Origin of the sequence: Bacillus gaemokensis, assembly GCF_001590835.1 — a bacterium.
GTDB classification, from domain to species: domain Bacteria; phylum Bacillota; class Bacilli; order Bacillales; family Bacillaceae_G; genus Bacillus_A; species Bacillus_A gaemokensis.
The window spans coordinates 25,239-43,437 of record NZ_LTAQ01000010.1; the positions used below are offsets into that span (position 1 = coordinate 25,239).

Genomic DNA, 18,199 nt, shown 5'->3' on the forward strand with positions numbered 1-18,199 from the left:
CCTCTTACATTCTTTTAAAGTTACATAATATAATTATTTTATACTTATAAATGCTTCTCTAAAAAGTGCTGGCTATATCCTTTAGGATGGTCCTCAACTACGCCAAATTCCTTGTAACCATGCTTCTTATAAAATTCTGGTGCTTGGAAACTAAATGAATCAAGTATGATAAGCCTGCACCCTTTTTCTTTTGCAAATTCCTCAATTTTATTTAACAATTGACTACCATAACCATCATGACGTACCGTTTCATCCACCCATAAGAAATCAATATGAAGATGATAAAAATACATCGTTCCAGTTATACCTCCAAATATTTTTCCTACATCATCTTTCAATACAAAGCTTATATGTTCCATAGGTTGCTTTACTTCATCTGTTAAAATGGACATGTTGTATTGAATTACTTTATTTTTTATGTACTCACTTGCGTTATTTTGTTGTATGAGTTTCAACAGACATTCCTCTTTTCAATTTCTTTTTACCACTTTCCAAAATTCGATAATAATCTCATAAATTCCTTTTATTTGTTTTACACTTCTCCTTTTGGTAAAGCAAATAATCCTGCTTCTTTATAAAATGGAACAACTTTCACAATAGCACCTACATTTAAAGCACCGTATATATGCGGATATTTCTGGCCATTTGACGCAATTTCATACTTGATCTCTTCCTTAACAAGAGCTGTATCCATAATTAGTAAGACTAAATCCATTTCATTACTAAAATGTTTATTTGCGACTTGAAGAGATTGTTCTAAAAAAGAACAATGAATAAATCCTTCTTGCATGAGTGAGGCTTCAATTATTTCCCCTTTTGTTTTTCCTACTTCCCATTCTCTTTTTCGTATAACCTTTGTAATAATCTTCAATTTTCTTCTCCCCTTTTCTTTTTTATCCCGCTATTTTTGGGCAGTAAGACCCCCACCTCAAAATTCAGCGAAAGTAAAGAAGTTAGGTGAGGGATCAACTACCCGTAAAAGCCCGATTCGTGAGGGCTAATAATCAGTGAGGGATGAAGAAACCCCCCACTGATTAAAGTTTCACTTTATAGAAAAACAAGAGGATTTTCTCGCTTATCACTTGAAAACCCTCTTTAAACATCCATTATTTACTCCCATAAAACTCCTTTGGTATGCCTTTAATTAAAGGTGATGCTTCTCCAGAATAAAAAATCCGTAAATCATGGAGAGATCTCGTGCAGCCAACGTATAATAGTTTCGCATCATGCTTTGTATCCTTATAATGTACTTCATCAACATCTATAAGCAATACTGCATCGAATTCTAAACCTTTTGCTAAATAGACAGGTACAACTGAAATACCGCCTTCATATTTACTTTGATTCGCTTCAATAACATTAACAGTGATTCCTGTAGCTGTTAACTTCTCATAAATACTGCGGCACTCATCATCTGTTCTTCCTATTATAGCAATCGTCTTCACATTTTCATTTTGCATATTTTGTAATGTCTTTACAATTGTGGCAAACTGATCGTCTGTAGAAATGACCTTTACTTTCTCACCACTACGGAAAACAGGCGTTGCAAGGCCTACTGGAATTTCAGCATTTTTAATGACTTCATTTGCAAATTCAATGATTTCCTTTGTTGAACGATAACTTCTCGTGAGTTCATAATAACCAGTTTCTTGGAACACTTCTTTAAAATCATTCCAGTCTTCAATTCCTTGATAATCGTATATAGCCTGAGATAAATCACCTAAAATCGTAAAAGAGTTACCCATTGTAATTTCTTTTAATATATAGATTTGGAATGGTGAAAAGTCTTGCGCTTCATCAATAACAACATGATGAAATTTTTGTCCAATTTCGATTCCTGTTATTTGATGATGAATATAAATAAGAGGTGGTAAGTCTTCTATATACACTTCTTTTTTACGGCAATTCTTTTCTGTTTCTTGAACAAGTTCTTCAGGCAATACGTCCAATATTTCCGTTTGCTTCATCATCGAACCGTACAGTGATAACGGACTCATTTTCGGCCAAAACTTCATATAGGCATTTAATCTCTTTGTCGCTTCTTTTTTTAATTCTTTTTTCTCATTTGTTCCTTCAAACTTTTTAAGTTCAATCTCAATCCAGCGCTTTATCCGGCCAACCAATCGTTCTCTACGCTTCTTTAATGGATAATGCTTATATTCTACTTGCATCCATTTTTTGATTTCTTCTACTGTGATAACAGCTTTATCCCATGCCTCAAAATCTTTTGTTGGTACTAAATTCTTCTCAAATTGAATCATACTTTCTTCAATGAAAGATTTAAATTTCATCGTTCCTTTTAATTTACCGAGCATCACTTTGTTATCATCACGATCGATTGAAAAAGCTTCTTTCAACTTTTCTTCTGTATGCTTTAATTTCATCGCATCATCTAATGTGCGCAGCGCCCACTCTTGAAATGTTGTTTGCTTAATATTACCTACACCAAGCTCAGGAAGTACACTCGAAATATAATCTAAAAACAAACTGTTTGGAGCAAATACAATCATTCTCTCTGCCTCTAGCTGCTGGCGATATTCATAAATTAAAAAAGCAAGGCGATGTAAAGCGATTGTTGTTTTTCCGCTTCCTGCAACCCCTTGAATCAATAGTGGCATATTTTTCTCTGCACGAATAATATCATTTTGCTCAGATTGTATCGTTGAGACAATATCTTTTAATTTGTTATCCTTATTTTCACCTAATCGATATAGAAGAAAATCATCTGCAAGTGATACATCCTCACTTCCTCTTACATATGTATCAACAACACGTTCTAGTTCCCTTTTGCGAATGGCAATGTTTCTTTTTAAATAAACATCCCCTTCTACTAACCCATCTGGCGAATGATAAAAAGCCGGCTCTTCACCACCAGTAAATGAATAAAACATACTAGCAACAGGTGCACGCCAGTCAATAACAATTGGCTTCATTGCTTCTTCATCTGAAATACCGACCTTACCAATATAAATTGGATTTAGTTCTGACTGTCCATCCTCCTGAAAATCTAATCGTCCAAAGTATGGTTCTTGCACACCAATACGTAGGTTTTGTCGACTCGACTCCCTCATACTTTCAAGGATTTGCTCTTTAAAATCATCCCCATAATAAACAGGGATTTTTTCCAGTTTATCTAGTTGGTCATCCATTGTAGATAAAGTATTTTTCATCCTTTGTAATTCTTCTTCAAATATAGTGCTCATAATGATGATTCCCTCCTGTCCGTTCGAAATTTTCAGTCGAGACACAATTGTATAAAAAATACATTTATAAAGTCAATAGTTTGAGTAAAAACTTTCTAAAATATAAAAAAGACAAGGAATTCTCCCTGCCTTTTTCTATATTTCTCATTCGCTTAAGTACATAAATACTCGTTTAACCATAGAAAGATTCTATTCTATGTGGTTATTAAATAGCTCTTATGCTCTTCATCTAATAGATTTTCTTTTTCCCATGTTTCGAGATATTTTTTAAACACTTGTTGTAGATCATGATTTATTTCCTTTGCTATGTTAAACCCATTTATCCCTGCTGATATATTAGTAGAATCTAGTTTTAGTGTTTGAAGAAATTCATTAAGCGACTCTTCTTTCCTTCCCACCAGGTTGAGGCAATACCCTAACATGAAGTGTGTGAAAGTCACTCTTGGTAAGCCAATTTCTTTAGCTTTTTCAAACATTGAAAGTGCTTTTTCTGGCTTATTCATTTTCAAATAAAATTCAGCCATTTCATGATAAGATATACTCCAATTAGGATCCGTGGCTATTAAGTCATATCCAGCACGTTCTGCTTGATTATGGTTTTTCGATAAATAAAGATGTTCCTTCAGTTCTGATTCATAGCATGTTTTAATAGCATCTAATTTTCGGCATTCCTCTAAATCATTAGTGGCTTGAGCCAAATTAGCATAATATAGTGCTTTTTGCATCTCTTCTCTTGTTTCATTTTCCTCTTTCTTTTCAGCTGGTATCATTGCAAATGCTCGATGAAAAGAAGAAACTGCAATATGTTCACTAAAGTTATTTCCTTCTTTAATTTTTCTACGTGAGCTTATCCCTTGGTCTATATACCATTGAAAGAGCTCATTTCCTATCCTTTTTTGTTTTAATTCCCATACTATTGCTTGAGTAGCTATTTTTAACCTTATGGTTTCTGGAAAGTTGTTTCCCTCTAACAACTCTTTCATTTTATTAAATTCTAGTTCATAAGACATTTCATCTAAGCGATTTTTCAAAAGAAATCTTAGATAATAATAACGAAGTTTTTCTTGAACTGAAAATTGCTCTGGATTAATTAGTTGGAGAATATGTGAAGTATATTCATAACGTGATATTGATAAAAGGTTATGGGCAAGGTTCAATTTTTCTAATGGAGATAATTCATTAATGACTGATAAACGATTTTGTATCCGTTGAATAGGGCCTTCTGAAACATAATCTAATTTCACTAATTTTTCTATAGGAATCTTTGTAACCTCAGATACTTCAAATAAAATGGATGGTTCTAGTATTTGCCCTAACGTGTATGATGGATCATCAAGTGCATGAAACTTGAAAGAACGACAAACAGTCTTTGACCAAATATTAGAATTTTCATCAGTTTCCTTTAAATGTATAATTGCTGATAAAAATGCGTTCTCACCCATAAACATTGCTACCTCCTTCAAATAAAACAATAAATTTTTCCGCTGTATATTATTAGGAATATGTATATATTATAATTTTAGTAAAATTATTTAGGGGGAAAATAGTGAACCCTTAAAATACGATTCACTATTTTCAAAGTGTTATTAGTTAAATAGTCCAGATAACATGTTGATTTTTTTGCTTGAGAATTTCACCATATTTCTCACCTCCTCAAAACTTATAGTTATGTTATACTATAGAAAATATATAAAATTCAATATTTTCAGAAAATTTTAGGGGGAGATATATTGAGAAAAAAATTATGGACAAAAAGTTTTATCTTTCTTTCTCTTAGTAATTTTTTTACTTTTGTAAGTTTTTATATGCTACTTCCTACATTACCTGTATTTTTATTAGAAGTTTTAAAGGGAAAAGAAGAGCAAATTGGACTCATTATTGGCTTTTTCACATCAGCACAAATATTTTCTCGTCCTCTATCTGGTAAATGGCTAGATGAATTTGGGAGAAAAAAAGTTTTTTTAATTGGAAGACTTTTATTTTTTTTCTTGATGTTTTTTTATTTAAAAATTATGGGGTTCATATTATTTCTTCTTCTTCGCTTTATACATGGCTTTAGTTTTGGGGTTGCATCTACTGCAGCAGGGACAATTATCGCAGATATCATACCAGAAGAAAGACGTGCGGAAGGAATCGGATATTACAGCGGATTTACTAGTTTAGCTTTAGTTATAGGACCTTCTATCGGATTATTAATAATGAATAACTACGACTATAACATACTATTTACATCTTGTTTCATACTAGCTGGGATTAGTGTACTATTAGGTTATCTTGTAGACTTTAAAGATCCACCAAAGTCTAACAAAACACTTGATAACAAAACATTTGTTGAAAAATATATTGAGCCTAAAGCAATCCCGATTTCTATCGTATCTATATTACTAGTAGCTGTTTATGGAGGTATAGTTTCCTTTATTTCTTTATACGCTATGGAATTAGGTGTAGTATCGGCAGCAGGTTATTTTTTCTCTGTTTATTCAATCGCACTTTTAATTTCCAGACCAATAACAGGTAAAATATCTGATCGATTTGGTCCCAATTATGTTATTTATCCAGGCATGATTATTTGTATTATTGGAATCATTTTACTAAGTCAAGCATACTCAACCATATCATTTTTAATATCTGCATTAATGATTGGGATAGGGTTAGGTTCTCTTCAACCTACTTTAAATGCTATGGTCATTCAATCAGTTTCTCCAGAAAGAAGAGGCGCAGCAACTGCCACATATTTTATGTCTGTTGATATTGGGATTGCACTCGGAGCATTTATCCTAGGCTTTATTGCAAAATATATAGGATACAACGGAGCTTTTTTATCTTCAGCATTTTTTGTTGGCTTAAGCTTACTCTTTTATTATCTATATCAAATAAAGCAATCGAAAAAGCTAAGCAATTCTAATAGTGAAGTAACAAAAACATCTTTATAACAAAAAAACGTTCATTTCTTTTGAACGTTTTTTTGTTGAGAAAAATATTATATTTTATGTTGATTAGATACTTTTAGATAATCCACCCAATCACCCGAAAGTATAGACTTCTGTAACATAACATTACTATGGGCAATATATACATACGCTGTAATCGTTTTATCTCCTAAGTAAACTGGTCGAATTATCCTGTTATACAAATCTTCTTCCGCGTTCCCGGTATATTCCTCTAATTCGTCTAATTTTTCTAGAATCGCATCACTTACTTCGTACACTTCTCCATATACCTTATTATCACTCGAAAGAATCATTGCTGGATAGCCTTCGTTTGTATCAAATAACTGCCCATAAGTCCATGCTTCTAGCGCAATACATATTCCCCCATATAAGTAATGAGCATTTACTTGTTGTTTTCTTAATGTGCCATAAACAAAAACATAGTGCATGTTCACTATCCCCTTAGTACTTCTCTATTTTCTAATTTGTAAATAAGCACGAATCATAAAGTAACTCACTTCATCTGGAAGTTGTTCTTTAATAGACTTTAATCCACCTTCTGCATTTTGTACTGCTGATTCAATAAGAGATTCATATTCAGCCGGAACAAAGCTTGGCCAATCCACTTCCATTCCTTCTTCATAACAACGAATCAAGTGATTTTCAACAGTTTGACGTGATAATCCTCGTTCTTTTGCAATCGTACTTAACTCAATACCTTGTTTATACATTTCATACGTTTCTAAGTGAGAATTTGCCGATGCTTTTCCTGATTTCTTACGCTCAGTAACAACTTCTGTTTTAATCGTATCAGCGTAATCTGGATTTTGTTCAACAAAATCAATCACTGCTTGTAAAAATTGAGAACCATACTTCGCAAGCTTATGTTCTCCAATCCCTTTTACTTGTAGTAACTCGGTTTCACTTCGTGGCATTTTCGCACACATATCTTTTAATGTTTGATCAGAGAAGATAACAAATGGCGGTACCCCTTCCCCTTGTGCAATTTCTTTCCGTACGTCACGCAGCACCTCAAACAGTGGATGATCTTGAACAATTTGTCTTGTTTCTACTCTTTCTTTACGTAGTACATTTTCATTTCCAACTAATACTGCTTTCCCTTTTGTTGTTACTTTTAAAGTTGGATACGTTCCATGTTCCACCGCAATACATTCTTCTGAAATTAAAAACTCAATAAATTCACTTACTTCTTTTACGCTACGATTTGATAAAAGACCGTAAGTTGGTAATGTATGGAAGTTGAATTCGATTACTTTTTTATTTTTTGATCCCGTCAACACTTGTGCGATCATTTGCTTTCCAAATCGTTGGTTTGTTCGAATCATACAAGATAATACCATTTGCGATTCTCTCGTAACATCGATGCTTTCACGTTCATCTGTACAATTCCCACAACGACCACAATCTTCTTGCGGTTCTTCCCCAAAGTACTCTAGAATAAACGATTGTAAACATTGTTCTGTATGGCAGTAATCTGTCATATGTTGTAGTTTTTCAAGTTCATTTGAGAATCTAGATTCTCCAGTAGATTGATCAATTAAAAAGCGCTGTACTTGCACATCCTGCGAAGAATATAACAAAATACACTCACTATCTAATCCGTCACGACCAGCACGTCCTGCTTCTTGATAATAGCTTTCCATATTTTTCGGAAGTTGAAAATGAATCACATAACGAATATTTGATTTGTCAATACCCATACCAAATGCAGATGTCGCTACCATTACACTCACTTCATCACGTAAAAATCGTTCTTGCTGTTCATTGCGATCATGATCACTCATGCCGGCATGATAGCGTGCAACTGAAACACCTGCTTTATATAAATCTTCATATAACTGATCGACAACTTTTCTTGTTGCTGCATAAATAATTCCAGATTCTTTTTTATTTTGACGAATATAATCCGCTAAATATGCATTTCGATCCTGTCCTTTGATCACTGAAAATGATAAATTTTCCCGTTCAAAGGTCGTCATAATGGTATTCTTTTGATCGATTTCTAGCGTACGACAAATATCTTCACACACTTGCGGTGTTGCTGTTGCTGTTAATGCAAGCACAAGTGGTTTTTCTGGAAGATAATCTAAAATTCGATGTATATGTAAATAACTTGGACGGAAGTCATGTCCCCACTGCGAAATACAGTGTGCTTCATCAATTGCTATCATCGGTATCTTCATATCAATTAATTGATCCACAAATTCCATTGAATCAAGACGCTCTGGCGCTACATATAGCAGCTTATAATGACCTTGTTTCGCTAATTGAATTCGTTGATTTGCTTCTGTAATTGAAATAGAACTATTAATATATGTAGCTGAAATCCCGTTTTGTACTAATGTATCTACTTGATCCTTCATAAGTGAAATTAGAGGCGAGATAACTAATGTCGTCCCCTCAAATACTAATGCTGGAATTTGATAACAAATCGATTTACCACCGCCTGTTGGCATAATACAAACGGTATCTTTTCCATCCAGTACATTTTTTATTGTTTCATCTTGTCCTCTGCGGAATGACGAGTAACCAAAATAGGACGCTAAAAGTTCTTGTGCTTTTGTAAACAAAAAAGATTCACCTGCTTTTCTTATTCTTTCATCTACTAGTATTATATCATTACTTGAACATCATTAAAGAGATGATTCCGATAGATAGGGTATCCACTTTCAATTTTTTATAAATTCATTGTATCCCTCTCTCCATTCTTTCGCATGCTTACGAATAATCATTAAAAGCTCGTATAAAGCCGGAGAAATCCATTTATTTTTATGATAGGCAAGTTGTGTTGCAAACCTTGTTTCATTTGAAATCACAGCGTGTAATTTCTTGTCTTCCTGCTCTTGCTCAATTGTAATGATTGGTAATAAAGAAATTCCTAATCCGCACATTACACATTGTTTGATTGCCTCAATGCTCCAGAATTCAAATGTACTTTCATGCTGAATCCCTTGCTTTTGCAAGTAATGTTCAAAAAAAGATCGGTAACTGCACCCACGTTCTGTGTACAAAAAGGTTTCCTCTTGAGAAAATTGGACATCCCGCGAATCTGTTTGTGTGACAATGTAATCTTTCGGAAAAACAAATGCCATTTGCTCCATTACAAGTTGCTCGATATGTAAATCCTGTTCATGGCGCTCAGTATCTAACAGAAAAGCAATATCTATATTTCCGCTCTTCAAATCATTGCGTAATTCCCAACAAGTTGAAGCTTTTAATGTAATCTTCACTTTTGGATACTTCTTTTTATATTCATGCAGAATCGCGGGCAATCGATAAATTGTTAATGATTCTGGAGCGCCAATGACAATTTTTCCAGAAATCTCATTATCTACGCTCGGGAGTTGTTTTGCTTTTTCGGACAAATTGATCATCTCATTCGCATAAGGCAATAAATGCTTTCCTACATCCGTTAAAACCATTCTTTTCCCTAACCGATTGAATAAAGGCTGTCCCATTTCTTGTTCAATTGCTTGAATATGCCCTGTCACAGTAGACTGAGCATAGCCTAAATAATCGGCTGCCCGTGTGTACCCTCCTAACTCAACAATTGTTTTGAAAGTTTTTAAATGCCGAATCTCCACTTCAACCTCTCCCTTCTAACATCGTGTTTTCCGATTATTAACTTCATATATATCTATTTTACTGATAAATAAACTCGATTTACAATAAAAGAAACAAAATTTTAAAACTTTTCAAAAGGAGATGTATGTGAGTATGAGAGAGAAGAAATTAGGTCCCGTACTTCTTAGTGGTTTAATTATTGGCCCCATTTTAGGATCAGGAATCATTTTACTCCCCCCGCTTATTTACAAAACAGCTGGAGATTATGCCATTATTGCTTGGCTACTTATTATGGGAGTTGGATTTCTTTTTGCTTCACTGTTTGGTAAGTTAAGCATTCACTTTCCAAGTGAATCTGGCGTTTCATATGCAGTAGATCAAGCTTTTGGACCTTCTATGAAACAATTAACTTCTATTTTCTTTATCATAGCCGGATGTTTAGGGCCTACTGCTGTTCTCATGACAGCTAGTCAATATATAACTGCTGTATTTCCAAACTCTAAAATACCATTAGAAGGAATAGGTTTTCTTTTAATGAGTCTTTGCGTATTGATTTTATTGTTAGACATATCATCTATTGGGAAAGTATCATTTGTTTTTTCAACAGCTGCCACTGTTCTTTTATTAAGCGGAGGAATCAGTTCTATTCCTCATTTTCGATCAGAAGCGTTATTTCAAACAGCTTTTTCTTTTGATGACTTTGGATATAGTATCTTATTGCTCTTTTGGGCTTTAGTAGGTTGGGAGATTATCGGGAATTATAGTATGGATGTTACAAATCGAAAGAAAACAATTCCGCAAGCTATCGCTATAAGTGCGATTACGGTAACGATTGTTTGTCTTGTCGTAGCAAGCGCTACACAGTGGATTGAAATCCCTAATTCAAATCAAGAAAATTTACGAATAACAGTCGTTTTAGCTACTTTATTTGGGGACTTTTCAGTTCCTCTCATAGCCTTTATTACTACTATTCTTTGCATGAGTACATATTTATTAGTTGTTGGCGGGGTCTCACGTCTCATCGCTTCTGAAGCAAAATATATAAAGAAATTATCTAAACTTTCCTATCGTACAAAATCGAATGTACCAAGCTTTTCTTTACTTTTATTAATCAGTATACATACCGCTGTATTCATTTGCTTATATCATAATTTCATTACTGTGGAACAAATCGTAGCCATTGCAAATGCTTTTTTTATTTGTAATGCCATTTGTGGAATTTTTGCTGCATATAAATTATTACCAGGTCTGCTTAATAAAGTTCTTTCTTTCAGTTTAATAATTTGCTTCCTTATCATTCTTTCCTTCTCTTCTATTTGGATTTTAATCAGTATTGGGGGATTAGTTGCTTTCTATGGACTACAGCACGTTAAAAATAAACAAAATACTTATGAGAAAGAAATTTCAATAAGATAATGAAAAGAAAATAGATTCATTAAAACTATTGATGACACAAATTATACATTCATTCCCATAAGATATAAGCATCAAATTAAGGAAGGTTTATTTATGAAACATAACAACAATCTAATGGGTTTTCGCGATTTAAATGAACAACTCAAAGTTTCTAATCGTGATGCTTGGAAATATGAATCTCTTTATAAGTATCGGCCTTTATTTTCGTATAAGAAGATTTTTAAATCCCTTTTCCAAATCTTTTTGAAAGAAACAAAACATTAATCTCTTTCATTCTTAAAAAATATCGTCTAACTACATTGCTGCTCTAACATAAATTTTCTCAATATATAACCTATAGACTTCGTTCGTAGCGATTGTTACTATTTAGGTAATCTGTTGGATTAGAACCCCTTCTTACGACCTGTTTTGTACTTGCAGGTCTTTTTTTATTTTCTCAATATACATCATATAGATTCAATCAACTATATCTGTTAATATATACGCATAGCCGATATGTGCAATGCGATGTGACCTGTACCAACGTACAGGTCTTTTTTTACATACAAGTAATATCAAGTACGAAAATTCAGCGAAAGCATAGAAATTTGATATGTATGATACCATTTCATCCTTGTTTTGGTTTGACTAACATTTTTAATGCCTAACGTCTCCATAATCGCTCGGTTGGAATAACCTTCTTTCTTCATTTCAATTACTTTCCACTTCACTTCTTTCGGATACTACACTCTTTTCTTTAAATAAAAAAGACGAAAAGAAAAATTTCTATATAAGTCTAATACAACCTATATATACATACGTTAACCTATGTACATATATTTTTCACAACGCCACTAATAAAGTGAAACTTTAATCATTGGGGGTTTTCTTCATCCCCCAATGATTATTAGCCTTCACCAATCGAGCTTTTACGGGCAGTTGATCCCCCATCTAACTTCTTTGCTTTTGTTGAATTTTGAGGCGGGGATCTTACTGCCCACAAATAGCGAGATAAATTAAATATTTATATAAAGGTGAGGATAAAACAATGAAAAATATTGATATGGAGAAAGCAGATTTAATTCGTAAGTATGGTGAATGGACAGCTTATGATATTAAATTAACAGATGATGTATATACAAAAGATGTGCGACAGCCCAATCCAGCATTAAAAAAAATTGTGACCATGATTCAAGATATTACACAATGTGATTTTAAAAACCTTCGAATTTTAGATTTAGCTTGTTTAGAAGGACATTATGCCATTGAATTTGCTATGCAAGGCGCAGAAGTTGTAGGTATAGAAGGAAGAGAATCAAATATACAAAAAGCTATATTCGCTAAAAAGATATTAAATTTAAAAAAATTAAACTTTTATCAAGATGATGTGAGAAATTTAAGTATTGAAAAGTATGGTCAATTTGATATAGTTTTATGTTCTGGTATTTTGTATCATTTAGAAAGTTCAGATGTATTCCCTTTTTTAGAAAAAGTGTATGAAGTGTGTAAAAGGTTTGTAATCATAGATACTCATATTGCACGTAATGCTAATATATCAGTGCTATATAAAAATTATGAATATAAAGGGCAAACAACAATAGAGCATCCTTCAAATTCCTCATTAGAAGAACGTTTACAATCAAAGTGGGCTTCATTAGATAACATTAGTAGCTTTTGGATGACAAAACCTTCTCTATACAACTTTTTAACGCGAACAGGTTTTTCTTCCATAAATGAATCTAGAAGTCTAGTTCAAGGTGATAGAGTTACTGTTGTAGCTTTTAAGAAGTGCCCTATAGAAATTAAGAGCTCGCCTGAAACAGAAAGATATATCGAACCTGACTATTTAGAAGATTAAGTTCTATTATTTTTTTCTCAATACACAAGATCCATTCTATTTGTTACTATAAAAGTACTCCAGATGAGTTATTACTCATCAACATTATCTAGAAAAAGGGGCCTGCTCTCGGGAAGCAAGCCCTTTTTTCTCTGTTTAAAAATATCCTCGTTAACTCTTCATTCATTTGGACGTATTTACCAGGTTTCTTTCCAAGAAATTCATGTTACGATTACTTTGTCGAGCCCGACATTCTCGACATACCCTTACGAAGCCCTGCTACTTCCCTGCAGGGCTTCACTTATTATTAATGCTTAATTCGTTTTCCATACTGTTAATTGTATACAAACCTATCAATAGAAAAATTACAGAGTATGAATTGATAATCATAGCGGCGATACTTTCGGGAAAATTATTCCTTCCCAATTCATCCCCTTTAAATCAATACAATCTTTATTTAGTTTTTCCTTATAATCTTTTACTTTTAAATATCCGTAAACATAGCCAACCCTCGGTGGCATATTTGCTATTAATTGTTTTTCAGGAGTTCTTGAAAACAAACTCGATGTAAGAGTATCTTCTTTTACATTTTGCAAGATTAGATGATCAAGCTGAGATATATTTTCCAAAGTCCACTCTACTGTACTCTCAGGAACAAAACAATAATCACATATGCTATGACCCGGAACCAACTCCTCAGTAAAGCACGAAGCCAATCCCTCCGTTATAATTCGTTCGCCGATAGAATCTTCAAAAAGATTGTATGTAAAGAATAACTGTCTGATCCAATGATGACATTCATGTGAGAGAAGCAACTTTAACCCTTCCAAGCTTCCTTGTACAAATTCTAGACAAATTACCGTAACTATTTTATCTTTATACTCAACTGAATATATATTCATACACTCTAAACCTACAATAACAAAAACTTCTTGTTCTACCGTTGTATTATGGAGCTTCTTTAAAATATCTTCAGTAATTGAAACAATTTTAGCTTCATAGTCTATTGTATTTTCAATTTCTAACACCATCTCTTGGAAATAATCTTTTCCGAGCTCGCTTATCCTAGATAGAGAATTCGCTTCATTCAGAAAACCTTTCGGATCAAAATGAAGGTCTTCCAGTTCGTTTTGATGTGGTTTTAAATATAATTCTTTATAATCTTTTATCCAATCACTCTCTAACTCACTGTTTTTAAACGCATTCAAAAAATCTCGATATAACCAGTTCCATTTAATCACTCATCAACACCCCTTTTACATTAATATATGCACATATACTTCTTCAAGGGGGCAGGAAACACCTTTATTCTTTTCCTCGTTTGCCTTTATTGAAAATAGTTTCTAAATTTCCCTTCGACTCTCTACGGCATCCTTCAATTTCTGCAACATATATTCAGTTCCCTTACACCCTTTTAACGGATAAGACGGTAGAACGTGCATATCTTCTCCAACAATAATTAACAGATTCTTCTCTAAATCCACCTCACCTCTTTACATTTAGCATATCTCGATATATTTTATTAATATCTTTGTTTATATTTGTAGGAGGAAATAGATTGATTAACGCAATAGGTCTCGCTTTTATTCTTTCTAATAAGCCTGAAAAGAAGAAAAAAGTTTATCTTAATGATAGATTTGCACTAATAGACATTATTGAATTTAAAGATGTATATGATTCTGAAGGTAACCCATTAGTAGAATTAACATGTAAATATAGTATTTATTTGGATGAAAAATACTATTGTAAATCTCTTGAAGACTACACTGGACAAGTATTTCCTTTCCTAAGTGCAAAAATTGGAAAAGGTCTTGTTAGAAATTTAAATTATTCTTTTTCATATATTGACGTGTATGATAAAAAACCACCAGTTAAAGAAATAAGAAACCTTATGGAGCAAGTAATAAATTATAAATAACATGTCCTAAATCTTAAATGAAACTTATCTTTACAATAATAGGGGGCTTTCTACAGCCCCTATTTTTCAATAACTCATTATTAATCTTCATCTCGATATGTTAATTCAGCTAAAAATTCTTCTAGTGAATCACTATGTAAAAGGGGCTCCCACTCACCCATGCCATGTTCAGCTGTATACACTGGGAATTTAACATCCTTTACATCAACAAAAAATGGATCTCCCATTACCTCCTCATATCCAATAACAAACCAGCTATCTTGCCAATCCCCTTTTTCATTTCCAATAAGAGATTCATTATCTTTCCCTATACTATAACCTAATTGGCCTTCTTCAAACTCATCCCTAGAAAATATATAAACAGGCATCATTTCTTCTGTAATATCTAAAATTTCCACCTCATGATTTTTTAACCGCTCGAGCATACATAGCAATTTATCAATTTCATTCTTGTAGGACATTTTAATATCTCCTCATCTAGCTTTTTTTATTGAGCTTCAGATTTTTTTGCATTATAAGCCTATATTGCTAACAATACATAACCCCCTCATTTACAATATAAATTGAGTTCTTTTAACTTTTACTGAATCTCTTTATGATTTTCAACCGCACACTTCAACTTCTGCAACATATACCCAATTCCCTTACATCCCTCTAATGGATACGAAATGGTTTCTTCCGGATATAACTTTGTCACTACTTTTTTATGTTTCTTTCCTGCAAGTAAAACAATTTCATCAAAGTCTATTAATCCTTTATCAATCATCTGTTCTTTTAATTGTTCTATACGAATAATCTCATTACTTTTCGAATTAAAGGCCAGATTATAGTTTTCTTTCACTCTATCAGTTGGAAGTAAAAAACCATGCTTTGCGGATAAAATAACCCAGTATGTAAAAAATTGTGCAGCATACGCTTGGCACGATTTTCCGAATGGACTAATGTATACATCCTTCGCTTCCGTTGGCCCCTTATCGGGGTACTTATCCCAAATTTTCTTTTTCCCACATGGAATAATGCATAATCTTTTCATTGTTATGTTCTTACCTCTTTTCTCTTTCAATCCTATATATAATCTACTTCACGGTTGCTTAAATTTACACTCTTATAATTACTTGCAAAGTATGACCTAGTATTTCTAGATAAAATCATAACATTTTTAATTCATATCTAAAAATAACAAGTTTCTCTTTTCTTCCTGCGTACTTTCTATTTCTTCTCTATAAAATACTCAAATAACAGACCATAATATCTGAAATGTGATTCTTGCTAAAAACAAAAAGGACAAGCAGACTGTTTATCTGCTTGCCCTTTTCATTTCATCCAACTCTACTCTTATAGAGTTTGGAACGTTTCTGTTAATACAGGAACGATTTGTTTTTTACGAGATACAACACCTTTTAAAGTAGCTGTATTATTCTCTAATGATACGTTGTATGCTTTCTCAACAGCTACTGCTGTTTTACCGATTGCAAGAGCAACAGAATCATTAGTTAAGATATCAGTTACAACGAATAAGAATAGGTCTAAACCTTTTTCTTCAACTACTGCAGAGATTACTTTTTCTAATTCCGCTTGATGTACAAGAACGTCGTTTGTATCAACAGCGTTTACTTGTGCGATTTCAACTTTTGCATTGCCCATTTGGAATTCTTTTGCGTCAAGAGAGATTAATTGCTCCATTGTTTTACCGCTTAGATCAGCGCCAGCTTTTAACATTTCTAAACCATAGCTATCTGCATCAACACCAGCGATTTCCGCTAATTCACGAGCTGCAACTACGTCTTGTTCTGTACAAGTTGGAGATTTAAACAGTAAAGAATCTGAAATAATTGCAGATAACATTAAACCTGCAACTTCTTTACGAATTGCAACGCCGTTTTCTTTGTACATTTTGTTTAAAATTGTAGCTGTACAACCAACTGGCTCACAACGATAGTATAAAGGATCGCTTGTCTCAAAGTTAGCAATACGGTGATGATCAATCACTTCTAACACACGAACAGATTCGATATCGTTAGCACTTTGTTGACGTTCGTTATGGTCAACTAAAATAACGTTGTCCACCTCGTTTGCTACTGTATCAACAAAACGCGGTCCTTCTACTTTAAAATGATCTAACGCAAATTGAGTTTCACCGCTGATTTCACCTAAACGTACAGGCTCAACATTCATTCCTAATTCTTTTTTCAGCTCTGCGTAAGCAATCGCAGAACAAATTGCATCTGTATCTGGGTTTTTATGCCCGAAAACTAGTACTTTTTCCATGATTTCCACCTCTTCATGAAAAGGATATCTTAAAGAAGCAAATATGACAATATTTTAAACACATTTTTTTATAAATAATTGTACTTTCTTCTAAATTTCCCGTTCATATATCCTCTCAGAAAAAAAGATCATCTAAGTTTATTTAGATGATCCACAATTTTGCTTCTCATATACAACATATTACTAAAATCGAAGTGGAAAATGAATATTACTATTAAATTCCATTTTTCCCTCTAAACCATTATTCACAAGATTCACATCAATTACTTGATAAAAAGCATTTCCTGTATCAGCAATTTCCCAAACAGCTAAAATAAGATGATAGCCACTGCGATCAGTCGGTACATTCGCTTCATGAATAACCGTTGTCCCTGGTCTTACCCCACCGTCATTCTTTACATAAAAAGGTACTAAATCCAAATCAAAACGAGTCAACGGCTTATTTGGATTCCAATCTTTTTTCGTAATATAATATTTCCATTCTTTTGTGCTATGTGGTGCTGTTAATTTCCATTGAAATTTATTTTTCCCGCCACTTAATGTTACCTTCTTCCACCTATCCACCGTTTGCACATCTAAATCTGGAAAATGTCCAGCCCCTGCAATTTTACCATCAGATGGTCCTAATTGTGGAAATAATCCAGGCCCTTCTACACTTTGCGGTTCATATTGAATTGGCCCACAGTTTAGATTTACTCCTTGTTTACACAAATAAGAACGGCTCGCTGGTGACTCTACATATCCATGTGCTGAAGCTTTTTGTGCGAATCCGAATGAAACTAAACTCACCATACACATCCCGCATAACAAAGAATATCGAATAGAATTTTTCAGTTTTCTTCTGCTTCTTTTCACTTTCCATTCCCCCATTTCTAATATAAAGAGATGACACCTATAAGTTGCCTAGTCATCTTCTCAACATTATAGAAGAAATAGGACATTATATGTATGCGTTTTCAGTTTTCTCAAATTATAAAATAACTTTTTCAATACGATTTCTAGTAATAAGTTACATACACTTTTCATTCTTTTGTTTTTCTTCGTTAATGAATAAACCTATTTT

17 protein-coding genes are annotated in these 18,199 nt (G+C 33.2%); 4 read left to right on the forward strand and 13 right to left on the reverse strand.

All coding sequences use genetic code 11. The features are described from left to right. Nucleotides 1-44: 44 nt before the first annotated feature. The 4 genes from AZF08_RS10600 to AZF08_RS10615 all read right to left on the reverse strand — a co-directional run bounded on the left by AZF08_RS10600 (nucleotide 45) and on the right by AZF08_RS10615 (nucleotide 4,645). Nucleotides 45-455 carry a GNAT family N-acetyltransferase gene (locus AZF08_RS10600; protein ID WP_033676181.1) on the reverse strand — a complete coding sequence of 137 codons (411 nt, stop codon included), beginning with the start codon at nucleotides 453-455 and terminating at the stop codon, nucleotides 45-47. Nucleotides 456-532: 77 nt separating this feature from the next. Continuing rightward, nucleotides 533-865: a DUF952 domain-containing protein gene (locus AZF08_RS10605; RefSeq protein WP_033676219.1), complete on the reverse strand. Its 333-nt coding sequence runs from the start codon at nucleotides 863-865 to the stop codon at nucleotides 533-535. Nucleotides 866-1,106: 241 nt separating this feature from the next. Then, nucleotides 1,107-3,203 carry a HelD family protein gene (locus tag AZF08_RS10610; protein ID WP_033676180.1) on the reverse strand — a complete coding sequence of 699 codons (2,097 nt, stop codon included), beginning with the start codon at nucleotides 3,201-3,203 and terminating at the stop codon, nucleotides 1,107-1,109. 194 nt (nucleotides 3,204-3,397) lie between these two features. After that, nucleotides 3,398-4,645, reverse strand: a complete 1,248-nt coding sequence (locus AZF08_RS10615; protein ID WP_033676179.1) for a tetratricopeptide repeat protein — start codon at nucleotides 4,643-4,645, stop codon at nucleotides 3,398-3,400. 288 nt (nucleotides 4,646-4,933) lie between these two features. Between AZF08_RS10615 and AZF08_RS10620 the strand changes: the two genes are divergently transcribed. Further along, the gene (locus tag AZF08_RS10620) at nucleotides 4,934-6,136 is read left to right on the forward strand and encodes an MFS transporter (protein ID WP_051725844.1); all 1,203 of its coding nucleotides are present in this window, start codon (nucleotides 4,934-4,936) and stop codon (nucleotides 6,134-6,136) included. 47 nt (nucleotides 6,137-6,183) lie between these two features. On the opposite strand, the gene AZF08_RS10625 is transcribed toward AZF08_RS10620, so the two are convergent. From AZF08_RS10625 to AZF08_RS10635, 3 genes are all read right to left on the reverse strand, one after another. Beyond that, entirely contained in the window at nucleotides 6,184-6,582 is a 399-nt protein-coding gene (locus AZF08_RS10625; protein ID WP_033676175.1) for a gamma-glutamylcyclotransferase family protein, read from the reverse strand. 24 nt (nucleotides 6,583-6,606) lie between these two features. Beyond that, complete coding sequence (gene recQ, locus AZF08_RS10630) at nucleotides 6,607-8,724, reverse strand: DNA helicase RecQ (protein WP_033676173.1); 2,118 nt, start codon at nucleotides 8,722-8,724, stop codon at nucleotides 6,607-6,609. A 99-nt stretch (nucleotides 8,725-8,823) separates the two neighbouring features. Further along, nucleotides 8,824-9,738: a LysR family transcriptional regulator gene (locus tag AZF08_RS10635; RefSeq protein WP_033676171.1), complete on the reverse strand. Its 915-nt coding sequence runs from the start codon at nucleotides 9,736-9,738 to the stop codon at nucleotides 8,824-8,826. Between the two features lie 133 nt (nucleotides 9,739-9,871). On the opposite strand from AZF08_RS10635, the gene AZF08_RS10640 reads away from it, so the two are divergent. Together AZF08_RS10640 and AZF08_RS10650 are read left to right on the forward strand one after the other, a co-directional pair. Then, complete coding sequence (locus AZF08_RS10640; protein WP_033676170.1) at nucleotides 9,872-11,134, forward strand: APC family permease; 1,263 nt, start codon at nucleotides 9,872-9,874, stop codon at nucleotides 11,132-11,134. A gap of 1,027 nt (nucleotides 11,135-12,161) precedes the next feature. After that, on the forward strand, nucleotides 12,162-12,971 hold the full coding sequence (locus AZF08_RS10650; RefSeq protein WP_033676168.1) for a class I SAM-dependent methyltransferase: 810 nt from the start codon (nucleotides 12,162-12,164) through the stop codon (nucleotides 12,969-12,971). A gap of 365 nt (nucleotides 12,972-13,336) precedes the next feature. Here AZF08_RS10650 and AZF08_RS10655 read toward each other — a convergent pair whose 3' ends face one another. Next, nucleotides 13,337-14,191, reverse strand: a complete 855-nt coding sequence (locus AZF08_RS10655; RefSeq protein WP_033676166.1) for a DUF2268 domain-containing putative Zn-dependent protease — start codon at nucleotides 14,189-14,191, stop codon at nucleotides 13,337-13,339. 102 nt (nucleotides 14,192-14,293) lie between these two features. After that, nucleotides 14,294-14,434 (reverse strand): hypothetical protein, encoded by a 141-nt coding sequence (locus tag AZF08_RS30450; RefSeq protein ID WP_156029135.1) that lies wholly within the window; start codon nucleotides 14,432-14,434, stop codon nucleotides 14,294-14,296. Nucleotides 14,435-14,508: 74 nt separating this feature from the next. Between AZF08_RS30450 and AZF08_RS10660 the strand changes: the two genes are divergently transcribed. Beyond that, nucleotides 14,509-14,868 carry a hypothetical protein gene (locus AZF08_RS10660; protein WP_033676164.1) on the forward strand — a complete coding sequence of 120 codons (360 nt, stop codon included), beginning with the start codon at nucleotides 14,509-14,511 and terminating at the stop codon, nucleotides 14,866-14,868. Between the two features lie 80 nt (nucleotides 14,869-14,948). On the opposite strand, the gene AZF08_RS10665 is transcribed toward AZF08_RS10660, so the two are convergent. From AZF08_RS10665 to AZF08_RS10680, 4 genes are all read right to left on the reverse strand, one after another. Further along, nucleotides 14,949-15,329 (reverse strand): hypothetical protein, encoded by a 381-nt coding sequence (locus AZF08_RS10665; RefSeq protein WP_033676162.1) that lies wholly within the window; start codon nucleotides 15,327-15,329, stop codon nucleotides 14,949-14,951. A 119-nt stretch (nucleotides 15,330-15,448) separates the two neighbouring features. After that, entirely contained in the window at nucleotides 15,449-15,901 is a 453-nt protein-coding gene (locus AZF08_RS10670) for a DUF6884 domain-containing protein (RefSeq protein ID WP_033676160.1), read from the reverse strand. A gap of 302 nt (nucleotides 15,902-16,203) precedes the next feature. Then, entirely contained in the window at nucleotides 16,204-17,136 is a 933-nt protein-coding gene (gene ppaC, locus AZF08_RS10675) for a manganese-dependent inorganic pyrophosphatase (RefSeq protein ID WP_033676159.1), read from the reverse strand. 183 nt (nucleotides 17,137-17,319) lie between these two features. Continuing rightward, the gene (locus AZF08_RS10680; RefSeq protein WP_235190080.1) at nucleotides 17,320-17,934 is read right to left on the reverse strand and encodes a lytic polysaccharide monooxygenase; all 615 of its coding nucleotides are present in this window, start codon (nucleotides 17,932-17,934) and stop codon (nucleotides 17,320-17,322) included. Between the last annotated feature and the right edge of the window lie 265 nt (nucleotides 17,935-18,199).

Coding starts and splice junctions, on each gene's coding strand:
- ppaC (WP_033676159.1), bottom strand. CDS start 17,136: ATGGAAAAAGTACTAGTTTTCGGGCATAAAAACCCAGATACAGATGCA.
- AZF08_RS10670 (WP_033676160.1), bottom strand. CDS start 15,901: ATGAAAAGATTATGCATTATTCCATGTGGGAAAAAGAAAATTTGGGAT.
- AZF08_RS10640 (WP_033676170.1), top strand. CDS start 9,872: ATGAGAGAGAAGAAATTAGGTCCCGTACTTCTTAGTGGTTTAATTATT.
- AZF08_RS10615 (WP_033676179.1), bottom strand. CDS start 4,645: ATGGGTGAGAACGCATTTTTATCAGCAATTATACATTTAAAGGAAACT.
- AZF08_RS10680 (WP_235190080.1), bottom strand. CDS start 17,934: ATGTGTATGGTGAGTTTAGTTTCATTCGGATTCGCACAAAAAGCTTCA.
- AZF08_RS10625 (WP_033676175.1), bottom strand. CDS start 6,582: ATGCACTATGTTTTTGTTTATGGCACATTAAGAAAACAACAAGTAAAT.
- AZF08_RS10665 (WP_033676162.1), bottom strand. CDS start 15,329: ATGTCCTACAAGAATGAAATTGATAAATTGCTATGTATGCTCGAGCGG.
- AZF08_RS10650 (WP_033676168.1), top strand. CDS start 12,162: ATGAAAAATATTGATATGGAGAAAGCAGATTTAATTCGTAAGTATGGT.
- AZF08_RS10610 (WP_033676180.1), bottom strand. CDS start 3,203: ATGAGCACTATATTTGAAGAAGAATTACAAAGGATGAAAAATACTTTA.